General features: G+C 29.6%; 16 protein-coding genes. 8 read left to right on the top strand and 8 right to left on the bottom strand.

The features are described 5' to 3' along the window. Window positions 1–72: 72 nt before the first annotated feature. Complete coding sequence (locus tag FBF20_RS03910; protein ID WP_002858622.1) at window positions 73–828, top strand: basic amino acid ABC transporter substrate-binding protein; 756 nt, start codon at window positions 73–75, stop codon at window positions 826–828. Between the two features lie 23 nt (window positions 829–851). On the opposite strand, the gene FBF20_RS03905 is transcribed toward FBF20_RS03910, so the two are convergent. Genes FBF20_RS03905 through FBF20_RS03875 form a run of 7 tightly spaced genes read right to left on the bottom strand, consistent with a single transcriptional unit; the run spans window position 852 to window position 7,284 of the window. Continuing rightward, entirely contained in the window at window positions 852–1,490 is a 639-nt protein-coding gene (locus tag FBF20_RS03905) for an HAD family phosphatase (RefSeq protein ID WP_002810914.1), read from the bottom strand. Continuing rightward, window positions 1,487–2,476, bottom strand: coding sequence for an ABC transporter ATP-binding protein (locus FBF20_RS03900; RefSeq protein ID WP_002793288.1), 990 nt, complete (start codon window positions 2,474–2,476; stop codon window positions 1,487–1,489). The genes FBF20_RS03905 and FBF20_RS03900 overlap by 4 nt, the downstream gene beginning before the upstream one ends. Before the next feature lie 3 nt (window positions 2,477–2,479). After that, entirely contained in the window at window positions 2,480–3,259 is a 780-nt protein-coding gene (locus FBF20_RS03895) for an ABC transporter permease (protein ID WP_002793289.1), read from the bottom strand. Continuing rightward, window positions 3,260–4,099, bottom strand: a complete 840-nt coding sequence (locus FBF20_RS03890; protein ID WP_002784190.1) for an ABC transporter permease — start codon at window positions 4,097–4,099, stop codon at window positions 3,260–3,262. It abuts the gene before it with no gap. Continuing rightward, a complete protein-coding gene (locus FBF20_RS03885) occupies window positions 4,096–4,905 on the bottom strand; it encodes an alkaline phosphatase family protein (RefSeq protein ID WP_010891882.1) in 810 nt (269 codons plus the stop codon). The genes FBF20_RS03890 and FBF20_RS03885 overlap by 4 nt, the downstream gene beginning before the upstream one ends. Next, on the bottom strand, window positions 4,902–6,227 hold the full coding sequence (locus tag FBF20_RS03880) for an esterase-like activity of phytase family protein (protein ID WP_002793291.1): 1,326 nt from the start codon (window positions 6,225–6,227) through the stop codon (window positions 4,902–4,904). Before FBF20_RS03880 ends, FBF20_RS03885 begins: the two co-directional genes overlap by 4 nt. Before the next feature lie 10 nt (window positions 6,228–6,237). Next, window positions 6,238–7,284: an extracellular solute-binding protein gene (locus FBF20_RS03875; protein ID WP_002852095.1), complete on the bottom strand. Its 1,047-nt coding sequence runs from the start codon at window positions 7,282–7,284 to the stop codon at window positions 6,238–6,240. Window positions 7,285–7,400: 116 nt separating this feature from the next. On the opposite strand from FBF20_RS03875, the gene corA reads away from it, so the two are divergent. Together corA and mog are read left to right on the top strand one after the other, a co-directional pair. Beyond that, a complete protein-coding gene (corA, locus tag FBF20_RS03870) occupies window positions 7,401–8,384 on the top strand; it encodes a magnesium/cobalt transporter CorA (protein ID WP_002852367.1) in 984 nt (327 codons plus the stop codon). Between the two features lie 20 nt (window positions 8,385–8,404). Beyond that, on the top strand, window positions 8,405–8,947 hold the full coding sequence (mog, locus tag FBF20_RS03865) for a molybdopterin adenylyltransferase (protein WP_002842823.1): 543 nt from the start codon (window positions 8,405–8,407) through the stop codon (window positions 8,945–8,947). Here mog and FBF20_RS03860 read toward each other — a convergent pair. Further along, complete coding sequence (locus tag FBF20_RS03860; RefSeq protein ID WP_002825403.1) at window positions 8,944–9,129, bottom strand: hypothetical protein; 186 nt, start codon at window positions 9,127–9,129, stop codon at window positions 8,944–8,946. The genes mog and FBF20_RS03860 overlap by 4 nt on opposite strands. A 126-nt stretch (window positions 9,130–9,255) precedes the next feature. On the opposite strand from FBF20_RS03860, the gene FBF20_RS03855 reads away from it, so the two are divergent. From FBF20_RS03855 to FBF20_RS03835, 5 genes are read left to right on the top strand one after another with little or no spacing between them, the layout of a single operon-like run. Further along, on the top strand, window positions 9,256–10,443 hold the full coding sequence (locus FBF20_RS03855) for a M48 family metallopeptidase (protein WP_002858475.1): 1,188 nt from the start codon (window positions 9,256–9,258) through the stop codon (window positions 10,441–10,443). Next, complete coding sequence (locus FBF20_RS03850) at window positions 10,440–11,255, top strand: HemK/PrmC family methyltransferase (protein ID WP_002858549.1); 816 nt, start codon at window positions 10,440–10,442, stop codon at window positions 11,253–11,255. Before FBF20_RS03855 ends, FBF20_RS03850 begins: the two co-directional genes overlap by 4 nt. A gap of 12 nt (window positions 11,256–11,267) precedes the next feature. Then, complete coding sequence (locus FBF20_RS03845; RefSeq protein WP_168952605.1) at window positions 11,268–11,738, top strand: DUF4149 domain-containing protein; 471 nt, start codon at window positions 11,268–11,270, stop codon at window positions 11,736–11,738. A 38-nt stretch (window positions 11,739–11,776) separates the two neighbouring features. Further along, window positions 11,777–12,526 (top strand): flagellin C, encoded by a 750-nt coding sequence (gene flaC, locus FBF20_RS03840; protein WP_002858476.1) that lies wholly within the window; start codon window positions 11,777–11,779, stop codon window positions 12,524–12,526. A gap of 34 nt (window positions 12,527–12,560) precedes the next feature. Beyond that, window positions 12,561–13,193, top strand: a complete 633-nt coding sequence (locus FBF20_RS03835) for a YggS family pyridoxal phosphate-dependent enzyme (RefSeq protein ID WP_002852054.1) — start codon at window positions 12,561–12,563, stop codon at window positions 13,191–13,193. The last annotated feature ends 9 nt before the right edge of the window (window positions 13,194–13,202 follow it).

Here is a 13,202-nt window from a genome sequence, read left to right as displayed (position 1 = left end):
TTGATCCAGACTTAATTAAATATAAATTTAAAATAAGTATAATTTTAAAACATTTTATATCAAAGGAAAAAAATGAAAAAAATATTAAGCATTGCTCTAGTTGCTTTAGTTGGTTTATTTTTAGGTGCTTGTAGTGATTCTAAAAATAAAGAATCAAATGCAAGTGTAGAATTAAAGGTTGGAACTGCTCCAAATTATAAACCTTTTAATTATAAAGAAAACTCAAAACTTACAGGTTTTGATACTGATTTGGTTGAAGAGATTGCCAAAAAAAATGGTATTAAAATTGTTTGGGTTGAAACCAATTTCGATGGATTGATTCCTGCTTTAAAAGCTGGCAAAATCGATATGATTGCCTCAGCTATGAGCGCAACTGACGAAAGAAGACAAAGTGTTGATTTTACCAAACCTTACTATATGAGTAAAAATCTTTATCTTAAGCTAAAAAACAACGACTCTCTTCAAACGAAAAATGATTTAGAAGGTAAAAAAATAGGAGTTCAACTAGGAACTTTACAAGAAAATACTGCAAAAGCTATCAAAAATGCACAAGTACAAAGCAATAAAGATTTAAACATAGCTGTTTTAGCACTAAAAAACAACAAAATCGATGCTATTGTAGCTGATCAAGATACTGCTAAAGGTTTTTTAGCTGAAAATCCAGAATTGGTAAGCTTCTACCAAGAAACAGATGGAGGGGAAGGCTTTAGTTTTGCTTTTGATAAAAATAAACAAAAAAATATTATTGAAATATTTAACAAAGGCATAGATGAAGCAAAAACTGATGGATTTTATGATACTTTAATTAAAAAATATGAATTAGAATAAGCGTGAATTTTCACGCTTATAGCTTAAAAAGTTAAAATTTCATATTTTCTCTCTTTTGCAATTTTTAAAATTTTTTCATCACCATTACATACAAAGGCTTTGCTAACAGACTCTAGTAAAGGTAAATCATTGATAGAATCACTAAAAAAATAAGAATCTTTCATCCATTTTTCATAATCTTTACCCAAATATTCCTTAAGTCTTAAAACCTTGCCTTCCTTAAAGCTATAAATCCCATAAGCTTTTCCACTAAATTTATCACCCACACGCTCGCATTTTATGGCTATGCTTTCTCTCACTCCCAAAAAAGAGGCGATTTTTCTAACTAAAAATTCAGCCGTAGCTGAAATTATAATACACCTTTGATCTTGATATTTGATTATAAGTTCTTTAGCTTTTTCATAAGGTTTTATATAAATTTTTATAAATTCATCTACCAAAGATGAAATTCTATCTTCATTTTTACCCTTAACACTTTGAAGAAAAAAAGTCATAAATTCATCCATATCAAACTTTTTTTCTTGATATTGTTTTTGATAAAAAACGATTTTTTCTAAATATTCTTGAGGTAAAAAACCTTTTTCAACACAAAATTTAAGCCAAAGTTTAGCACTATCGCCTTGTATTAAAGTATCATCTAAATCAAATAAAACAAGCTTCATTTTAACTCTTTTGCTAAAGAAAGATTGAATTTTAAAGCGATTTTATCACCTGCTTCATAAGTACTATGAGTGCTAAAATTTAAAGTATCTACCTTAAATTCAATTTCTTGCACTCTAACCCTATAGCGTATGATATTGCCTAGCAATGATTTTTCTTTGATTTTAGCCTCTAAGCCTTCGTTAGAAATTTCTATGGTTTCAGGACGCAAGGCTATATCTTTTTTAAAATCGTGTTTTAAACCCAAGCTATCAAGCTCTTTAGGGCTTAAAATATTGTAATTTCCTATAAAGCTAGCCACAAAATGAGATTCTGGCAAAAGATAAAGATTATTTGCGTTGGAATTTTGTATGATTTTACCCTCATTCATTAAAATAATCGTATCGGATAACTCTAAAGCTTCTTCTTGATCGTGCGTTACAAAAATAGTGGTGAGTTCAAGTTCTTTTTGAATTTCTTTAATTTGCACCCTTAAATACTTACGAATTTTAGCATCAAGTGCCGATAAAGGCTCATCAAGTAAAAGTAAATCAGGTTTAATCACCAAAGATCTTGCTAAAGCCACTCTTTGCATTTGTCCGCCTGAAAGCTTATGTGGATAAGTTTTAGCGTATTCTTCAAGCTCGACGAGTTTTAACATTTTTTTCACTCTTTTTTCTATGTCCTTTTTATCCATTTTTTTGATCTTTAAACCAAAAGCTACATTTTCAAAAACGTTAAGATTTGGAAAAAGAGCGTAATTTTGAAAAACCATACCTATATTTCTTTTTTGAGGACTTAATTTGGTAAGATCTTTATCATTTAAAGAAATTTTTCCTCCATTAATTTGGCTAAGCCCTGCTATACACCTTAAAAGAGTGGATTTTCCACAGCCACTTGGGCCTAAAAGGGTTATAAACTCACCCTTTTTAGCACTAAAATTAATATCTTCAAAAATAATTTTATCCCCATAAGCTTTTTTAAAATTTTTAATCTTTAAATAAGCCATTTTTCACTCCTTAATCAAACTAGCTATAAAAGTTGTTATAAAAATTAATACAAAATAAACTATTACCAAAGCACTAGAATAATGCCCACTTTGATTTTTGATATTATAAAGATAAACTTGTAAAGTCTCATAAGCACTTCCTACAAGAATATTTGCGTATAAAAATTCACCTATTAAAAAAGAAAAACTTAAAAAAACTGCCACCAAAATTCCATTTCTTAAGTTAGGCAAGATAAGTTTAAAAATCGCTCCCATTAAAGAACCTCCAAGCATAGCATTAGATGTGATGAGTTCATTTAAATTGACATTAGATATAGCATTATCTAAAGCCCTATATATAAAAGGTAAAGCTATAGTAAAATAAGTAAAAATGAGTATCCAAGCTGTGCCTCCTATATTGTCAGCATAAAGTTGCAAAAGCCCCACACAGCTAACTATAGGAGGTACAGCAAAAGGCATGATAATAAGTATATTTACAAAGGCTTTTAATTTTAAAAAATAATAATTTAGCACAAAAACCAAAGGGAAAACAAGAATCACAGAAAGTAAAATACTGCCCACACAAACAAGCAAAGAATGCCAAAGAGCAAGTAAAAATCTTTCGTCATGAAAAAGTTCTTGATACCATTTAAGCGTAAGATCATCAGGCAAAACACTTACACCCCAAGAAGTGGAAATAGAATATAAAAAAGTAGCCATTAAAGGCAAAGCTAAAAATAAAAAAACCAAAAACAAAACTGCATAATGATAAATTTTAGCTTTTAAACTCAAATTTTCATTCATTTAAAGCACCTTAAAATTATATTTTTTAGAAAGGAAATTGGCTATAAAGGTAACAACAAGCATGATAATAGTTATAATGATGCTTAAAGCACTAGCCATATAAGGATCAAGATTGATATCGCCTGCGATTAAAGCAGCGATTCTTACAGGAGCGACATTAAAATTTCCCGAACTTAAAGCATAAATAGTCGCATAAGCTCCAAAAGCATTGGCAAATAAAATCACAAAAACACCAAACAAAGCAGGAGCGAGCAAAGGCAAAGCTATTTTTAACCAATATAAAAAATTGCCTCCACCTAACATTTTACAAGCATTTAAATGTGAATTTTCAAGACTTTTAAAAGCTGGAAGCAAAAGCAAGATTGCCAAAGGAATTTGAAAATACACATAAACAATATTTACCCCGAAATTAGCATAAACACTAACAAAAGGCTCTATGCCTAAATTTTTCAAAAACACATTAACTACACCATTGCTTCCAAGAACTATAATGAAAGCAAAAGCTAAAGGAACTCCTGAAAAATTACTTATCATAGTATTTAAAGAAAAAAGAAATTTACATATTTTTGATGGAGCTAAAACAAATAAAGAATAGCTCGCCAAAAGCCCTATTAAAAGTCCAAAAATACTAGAAATAAAACTGATTTGTAAAGAATTTATAATGCTTTGTAGATAGAATTTGGACTCAAAAATATGTATAAAATTGGCTAAAGAATAAATTTCATCCTCTTCTACATAAAAAGCATTAAAAACAATCCAAATCAAAGGCGCTATCATAAAAAAAGTAAAAACTATAAAAAAAGGTAAAATACTTAAAAAGGCTAGAAATTTTTCTTTCATTTTTTGGCCTTTAAAATTTCATCATTATATCTCTTATCGTGTTTAAGTCCTAAAATTTCACAGATACTGCCACAAATTTCATCCTGTTTTATCTTGGCATTTTCATACGAAAAAGCACTACCAAAAGTGAAAAAAGGCACTAAAATTTCATCTTCACTTAAGCCTCCATGACTTTTACCCTCTGTCATACCATGATCGCTTGTGATGATTACATTAATACCTTGTTCTAACCAAGTAGGCAAATACTCAGAAATCAAAATATCAACTTTTTTGGTTTTATTAGCATACTCAATAGAGTGTGAGCCAAATTTATGTCCTGCATCATCTATATTCATAGAATGTATAAGAGTAAAATCTAGATTATATTTGTTTCTTAAATGCTCCCCATCTGCAAATAAATGAGAATCTAAATAATCATCTTCATAATAAAAATGTCCATAAGGCAAAGTTAAATTTTCATCTTCTATGTGGCGATGTAAAGAAGGAATAAATTCTTTTTTATTATAAAGCTCAAAAACCCAATGATAAGCTGCGCCTCCAGCTTTTAAGCCTTGTTCTTTGCAAAGGTCAAAAATGCTTGTTTGTTTTGAAAAACTCAATTTATTATTAATTATCCCACTTAAAACAGGCTTTACGCCTGTTAATAAGCACTCGTATAAAGGACGAGACATACTAGGAAGTTCGCATTCTAAAGAATAAAATTTGCCTAAATTCTCTTTGCAAAGCGCATTTAAATATCCCATATTTATACTAGCACTTTTACAATTTAAGCCATCAAGCACAACTAAAATAGCTTTGGACATCATTTACTCTTTAAAAAATCTTTTACTTCAAGTAAAATAAATTCATTATCATCAGTTTTATTAGGTTCTCTACTTGAAGAATAAGGAAAGTTATTGTCATTTTCTACGACTATATGAGAGTCATCTACTATATCCACACCTTCTATGGTTTCAAAAGGAAAAACAAATTTATCATTTACCAAAGGCTTTTTAGAAATTTTATTTCTATCCTTAATATTTAAAAGATCTATATAAGAAATTTTTTGAGCTTCATGAGTTTTATCATCTAATTTAACCTTATAAATTCTTTTAAATTGAGCTACATTATTAAAACAATGCTTAGTATCTTCACCTTCTTTGCAAGCCTTATCTTTAGTGCCTTCTTTTTGATCTCTTTCTATGATGATGCCGTATTTATCATCTATCATATTAAAATCACCTATGGAATGGCTTTTATCTTCTAAGAAATATTTATAAGTTTTTCCAGTGAATTTTTTATTTTTTACATTAAATTCTATGATTCTTAGATATTCTTTACCTTTTTCATTCTCATAAGCGTTGTTATTATAAATGCTTCCTTCTAAAAGCAAATAAAGTTTAGAACCATCTTTAGAGCTTGCCATAGCTTCAAAGCCTTTAGAACGCTTGATATTAAATTTCTCATTTTCTCCATCAGGCTTATCGCTAAATTTTAAACTTGGATTATCAGGAGAAATAAGTTTTTTACCCTCCACATACACATCAAAAACTTCTTTTAAATTCCCATTCTTATCAAAATGAAGCAAATAAGGACCAAATTCATCACCTATATAAAATTCATCATTGATAACCTGTATACTCTCAGTATCAAAATCAACCCCACTTAAATACCTTTCTTTGGTTGTTTCGGTGGTTATAGGATAGGGGTATTTTTTATCACTATCTTTAAAAAAAACTGTTTTTAAAAGTTCGTATTTTGAGTTTTTAAAATCAAATTTAAACTCGTGAGCATAAAGCATGGCATCATAAGAATTATACTTTTTACCCAAGCCATTATCGCTAATTACCCAAAAAACATCTTTTTTTGGAATATATTTTATCCCACTATGTCCTTGTATAGGTTGATTTTTAAAAGGTAAATAAAAATCTGTTTCCCTGTTTCCCTTAGATTTAAAAGTTCCAATTTTTTCTTCTCTAGCGATATTTGCAAATTTCCCATAAGTTTTAAAAAAATCAGGAGCATCCTTAGGAGGTTTTACTGTACTTTTAGAATCTATGATAATATGCCCTGCTAAATTGGCCTCATACTCTTGAACTCCAAATAAAACACTGCAAAGCATAGCACTTGTTAAAATAACCTTTTTCATCCAATCTCCTTTATTTCATATCCACTATAACTTTTTCTTGCCAAAGTTGTGGCAATTCTTTAGCGCTTTTTTCCCAAGCTTTTTGATCTTTGATTGCTCTTGCATTTTTGTATTGCTCACTTGGTAAAAGTTTAGCTTTTATATCATCTGGCAAGGTAATATGATCAATTCTTATTGGCCTTGCATAACCTTTTGCTAGATTGATTTGTCCTTTATCAGAAAGTATAAACTCACGGGCTAATTTAGCCGCATTTGGATGTTTTGCGTATTTATTGATAATAGTTGTATAACCCGAAATAACACTACCATCAGCAGGGATTAAAACTTCATAACGATCTTTGCCCACTTTATCTCTATAGCCTAAACCATTAAAATCCCAAACTAAACCCACTTCAACTTCACCTTTTTCAAGATTGGCTATACTTACATCATTATTTACAAGTCTTCCTTGTTTGGCTAAAGTATTAAAAAAAGCTAAAGCAGGACTTAAATCTTTTTCATCCCCACCTAAGGCATAATTAGCTGCCAAAACTGCACTCACAGCTTGAGCTGCTACACTTACATCGCCCACGGTAATTTTATAATTTCCCTTAAGCAAATCTTGCCAAGTTTTAGGTATATCTTTTACTACATCTTTATTGACTATAAAAGCTATGGTTCCTGTATAAGCTAAAAGCCAATTTCCATCTTTATCTTTAGCCCAAGTTGGAATTTGATCCCAGTAACTTGTCTTAAAAGGCTGAGCTACTCCTTGTTTAACCGCTATCTCTCCAAAAGACGCCCCTACATCCCCTATATCACCGCTTGCATTTTTCTTTTCGGTTTTAAATTTAGCAATTTCTTGAGCTGAACTCATATCTGTATCACTATGTTCTATGTCATAAAGATTTTTAAGATCTGCCCAAGTATCCTTCCAGTTTGCCCAAGTATCAGGCATAGCTAAAGAATTTACCCTACCTTCTGCTTGCGCAGCTTTAATCAAATTCTCATCAATAGCTTGTGAATTTGAAAACAATAAAGCAACAAGACCTAAACTTAAGAAAAATTTCTTACTCATTTTTTTCCTTTCAAAAAATATTTTGGAAATTTAATGAGTTTTAGAAACATTTTAGAAACAAGTTAATTTTTAAGCAAACAAGGTTATAATTTTAAAGTCATAAACAAGGAGCGATCATGCTTTATATTTATATCAAAACTCAAAATGCTTTAGTTCAAAGAATCAATTTTAATCTCGATAGTCAAGAACTACCGCAAAATATTTTATGGATTGATTTACTTCATCCAAGTGCAGCAGAAATTGCTTTTATATCAAGTGAATTTAATCTTGAGTTTCCTACAAAAGAAGAAAGGGAAGAAATAGAGCTTAGCGCAAAATATTGGGAAGATAATGCAACAATAACCATCAATGCTCATTTTTTAGTAAGAGATCTTAAAAGTGATGAAGAAGATAGAAATTTAATCAAGCTTCGCACAGAAATTGTTACTTTTGCTACCGCTAAAAATATCTTATTTACTATAAGATATAACGAATTTAGCACTTTTGAAGAAATTCAAGCAAGGATTTTAGCTAGTCCGAAGAATTTTGAAGATGGTTTTGATATTATTGATAAAATGTTTGAAGTACGCGTTGAAAAAGATGCGGATTTACTAGAATGGATAGATAAAGAAGCAAGACGCTTAAGAACAAGTGTTTTAGAAAAAAAAGATGAATATAGTTATGATGAAATGCTAAAGGATATTTCAAGTTTGCAAGAGCTTAATATGCGCGTAAGAGATTCTTTATTTGATAAGCGTCGCGCTATGACTTCTTTGTTAAAAAGCGATAAAATCGATAAAGACATAAAACAAAATCTCACTATAGTTTTAAAAGACTTAAATTCTTTGGTTGAATTTAGCGTTTCGCAACTTAATATCTTAGATAATATCCAAACCATTTTAGCCAGTCAAATCAACATAGAACAAAACAAAGTCATTAAAATTTTCACCGTTGCAACTGTTGCCATGATGCCACCTACTTTAATAGGAACTGTTTATGGTATGAATTTTAAATTCATGCCCGAACTTGAACTTCACTATGCTTATCCCATAGTGCTTGGCGTGATGGTAATTTCTATCATTTTACCTTTGGTTGTTTTCAAGAAAAAAGGATGGTTATAAAAATTTATTAAGGAGAAACAATGGATACAATAAACATAGGAATTTTAACCCTAAGCGATAGAGCAAGTAGTGGTATATACGAAGATAAAGCCACTGCTGAAATTGAAAGAGTGTTAAATTCATATATAAAAAATGATATTATTTATCATAAAGAATTAATCCCTGATGATTATGATTTGATCATTAAAAAATTACTTTATCTAGCAGATGAAAAAAAATGCGATTTGATTGTTACAAGCGGAGGTACAGGTCCAGCACTTCGTGATGTAACCCCAGAAGCCACGGAAGCCGTGTGTGATAAAATGATGCCAGGTTTTGGAGAACTTATGCGCTTAGAAAGTTTAAAATATGTCCCAACAGCTATACTTTCAAGACAGAGTGCAGGAATTCGCAATAAATCTTTTATCATTAATTTACCAGGAAATCCTAAGGCTATAAAAGAATGCCTAGAGCCTGTTTTTCCGGCTATACCTTACTGTATCGATTTGATAGAAGGTGCTTATATAGAAGCAAATGATGAAGTTATTAAGGTTTTTCGCCCTAAGAAAAAATGTCAAAATTAAAATTTATTAGCTCTGATAAGTCTGCTTAATTGTCTAGCAAGCAGACTTGCCGAAGCTTCATCTTTGCTTATCTTTTGCACTTTATTTTTAAACTTACAAAGTCTGTCATCTAAAATCACATCATTGATTGGAATTTTAGGCTTTTCTTTTTGTTTTTGTGAAATCTTTTTCTTAAAAAACATTCTTTAATCCTTTTTTATAAATATATACCAACTTAGTTGAAAAGAATATTATTTTAGATTTTAAACTATTAACTTTATTTCATTATTTTAAGCTAGAATTCGCAAAAAACTAATCAAGGAAAAATAATGACTTTAATTGCAATTTTATGTCTTTACACAGCACTTTTATCTTGGATTTCCTATGCTCAAATTCGTTTCTTAGAAAGAGAAAAAGACAAACAAGCTCAAATTTTAAGCGAAAAAGACTATCAAAATGCAGCAGATATTGCCATCGAAAATGAAAAATTTAAACTATTTTCCAATTTTTATAATTTAATCATCAGTATTGCATGGATAGGTTTTGGATTTTTATACCTTAAAGAATTACTTATCTTAAACAACACTCGTTTTGAAAATACTTTATTTTTATTATCTTTTTTAATAATCACAAGTATTTTAAATCTACCTTTAAGTATTTATGAAAGTTTTATCAAAGATAAAGCCCATGGTTTTTCAAATATGACTGTAAAACTTTTTATCAAAGATACTATGAAAAGTCTTATTTTAACTTTAATATTTGGATTTTTAATCCTTTATACTTTGCTTTTTTGCTATGATTTTTTTGGAACTTTTTGGTGGATTGCGGCCTTTATTTTTGCCTTTTGTATTATAGTGATTATAAATCTCATCTACCCTACCTTAATAGCACCTATTTTTAATAAAATGAAAAAACTAGACGATGAAAATTTGCTGAAAAAAATCAGCTCTTTGATGAAACAATGTGGGTTTAGTGCAAATGGGGTTTATGTTATTGATGCAAGCAAAAGAGATAAGCGTTTAAATGCTTATTTTGGTGGACTTTTTAAAAGCAAAAGAGTGGTGCTTTTTGATACATTATTAAAAGCCTTAAATGAAAGAGAACTTTTAGCTGTTTTAGGACATGAGCTTGGACATTTTGTTCATAAGGATATTATCAAAGCTTTATTTAACGGCGCTATAACTATGTTTTTACTTTTTTTTGTTTTTGCAAATTTACCTGAATTTGTTTACTTAGAAAGTCATCTAGAAGGAGTAAATGGTGGCGTGTTTGCTCTTTTGTTTATCTTGGCGAATATTTTTAGCTTTTTAATCTCTCCTATGCTTAATGCCTTAAGTAGAAAAAATGAATTTGCAGCTGATCAACACGGAGCTAAAGTTACAAGCAAAGAAGATATGAAAAATGCATTGATAGCTCTAGCAAGAGAAAATAAAGCTTTTATCAAAACAAGTAAAATATATACATTTTTTTATCTCAGTCATCCAAGTATTAGTGATAGAATCAAGGCTCTTTCTTGACTATAAAAAATGCTCTTATGGAAGCTAAATCTAGCTTAAAAGGTTATGAAAATGAAGCGGTATTTATACTTTGCGAATATCTAAAAAAAGATAAAGCTTGGTTATTTTTAAACCAAGATATAAAAATAGATCATGAACCTTATTTTGAGCTTATAAAGCGTTTTAAATCTGGAGAACCTTTTGAATATATATTTGAAAAAGTGGATTTTTGGGGCTTAGAATTTAAGATAAAAAAAGGCATTCTAATCCCTCGCTACGATAGTGAAATTTTACTTTTTCAAATTTTAAATTTATGCAAAAAAAATACTTTTAATGGGATTTTAGAAATAGGATTTGGAAGCGGAATTTTAAGCATTGTTTTAGCCAAAGAACTTGGGTTAAAAATCACAGCCTGTGATATCAATCCCAAAGCCTTAGAATTAGCTTTAGAGAATGCCCAATTACACAAAGTCGATCACTTGATTGACTTTAAACTTTGTAATTTTAAGCAAATTAAAGAAAATTATGATTTTATTTTTTCAAATCCACCTTATATTAAAAATTCATATCCTATAGATATTTGGGTGCAAAAAGAACCCAAAGAGGCTTTATTTGGCGGAGAAAAAGGATATGAAATTCTAGAAGAAATCATACATTTTTCCCTTGATAAAAAAGTTAAATTTTTAGCTTGCGAATTTGGCTATGATCAAAAAGAAATTTTGGAAAAAATTTTATATCAAAATAATTTCATTGTTGATTTTTTCAAAGATGAACAAGGTTATAATCGTGCTTTTATAGCTAAATTTACAAATATGCGTTATGATAAAAAATAAAAGGAGAAACTCTTGAAAGCTGTTAATTTATTTTTACTTGCCTCCATCATAGGGGTTGAACTCATACTAGGAATAGTTGTTGCACCAACAATTTTTTTTCCTCAAAATCTTATAGGAGAAGGAGTGTTGAGCCATTTTCAAAGTGGCTTAATGATGACGCAAATTTTTATTAAGATGGGATATTTGCTGATTTTTGTTTCAGTGGTTAATTTTTTATATGAAATTTATTCTCTTATAAAAGATGAAATGAAATTTCAAATAAAATTTTCAAAATTTATGCTGAGTTTGCTTATTTTGATTTTAAGCTTAATATTTGTTTTTTATTTTACTAATACCATAATTGAACTCCAAAACTTAGGCGAAAACGCTACAAAAACTCAAGAATTTATCAGTATCCATAATGCAAGTGAAGTGGTGGTTAAAATCATCTTGATAATGCAAGTTTTTTTATATTTCTTAAGCTTTAAAATAGCAAAAAAATGATAAAATATTAAATAAATCCAAAAGAGAAGGAGTAGGCCATGATGATCTCTGATGCAACTATGATGCAACAAAATTATTATTTAAATAATGCACAAAAAGCTAGCGATAAAGCTTTAGAAAATATTGCAGCTGTTCGCGCAATAAGTGGAGTTGATAGTGCTAATTTAGCTATTGCTGATTCTTTAAGATCTCAATCAAGCACTATAGATCAAGGTGTCGCAAATGCTTATGATGCTATAGGGGTTTTACAAATTGCAGATGCTAGCCTTACCAATATCTCTCAAAGCGCAGATAGACTTAATGAACTTTCAGTAAAAATGAACAATGCTGCACTTAATGATTCTCAAAAAGGAATGCTAAGAACAGAAGCAACACGCATACAAGAATCCATCAATGATTCTTTTAATAATGCAACTTATAATGGAAAAAATGTCTTTCAAACTATGAATTTTGTAGTAGGTAGCGGAACTGAAACTACAAATTTAAATCCATTAGCAACAGATGGATTAAGCATAGATAGTCAAGATAGTATTACAAATTTTATGGATCAACTTGGAAGTTTAAGAAGTGAAATAGGCTCAGGTATCAATGCCATCACATCAAATATTAATGCAAGTGTTCAAAATAGCATCAACTCAAAAGCAGCTGAAAATAATTTACTAAATAATGACATGGCAAAAAATGTCAATGATTTTAATGCCAATTATCTAAAAGAAAATGCTGCTGCTTTTGTTGCTGCGCAATCCAACATGCAGCTTCAAAGCAAAATTGCTAATTTATTACAATAAAATAAGCCCTAAATAGGGCTTATTTTTTATCAAAATGACTTTAGAGCAAATTTTAGAAAAAACCAAAAACGTTCGTCTTGTAGCCGCAAGCAAGTATGTCGATGCAAGTATAATTGAAAAGCTTTTTGATCAAGGTATAGTAGAATTTGGAGAAAATCAAGTCCAAGCTCTAGCACAAAAAAAAGAAAATCTTGATGAAAAAAAACTAGACATAAAGTGGCATTTTATAGGAACGCTACAAAGCAACAAAATCAATCTCTTAATCAAACAAAAACCTATATTATGGCACTCTTGCAATGGTATTAAAATAGCTAAAGCTATGGACAAAAGACTTGATTATAAATTAAATACTTTATTAGAAATCAATAGTGCAAATGAAAATAGCAAAAGCGGTCTAGATCCAAATCAAGCCGTAGAAGAATATTTACAAATACAAGAAGAATGCTCTAATTTAAATCTTTGTGGCGTAATGAGCATAGGATCACACAGCCAAGATAAAGAAAATATTATAAAAAGCTTTGAAACTACATTTAAAATTTATGAAATTCTTCAAAAACATGGGGCTAAGATTTGCTCTATGGGGATGAGTAATGATTTTGAAATTGCTATAAAATGCGGATCCAACTTGGTAAGACTCGGAAGCATTTTATTTAAAAATCTTAAGTAAAACAATCTT

Source organism: Campylobacter sp. CFSAN093259 (genome assembly GCF_012889985.1).
Classification (GTDB): Bacteria; Campylobacterota; Campylobacteria; order Campylobacterales; family Campylobacteraceae; genus Campylobacter_D; species Campylobacter_D jejuni.
This window is presented reverse-complemented; position numbering and strand designations above follow the sequence as displayed.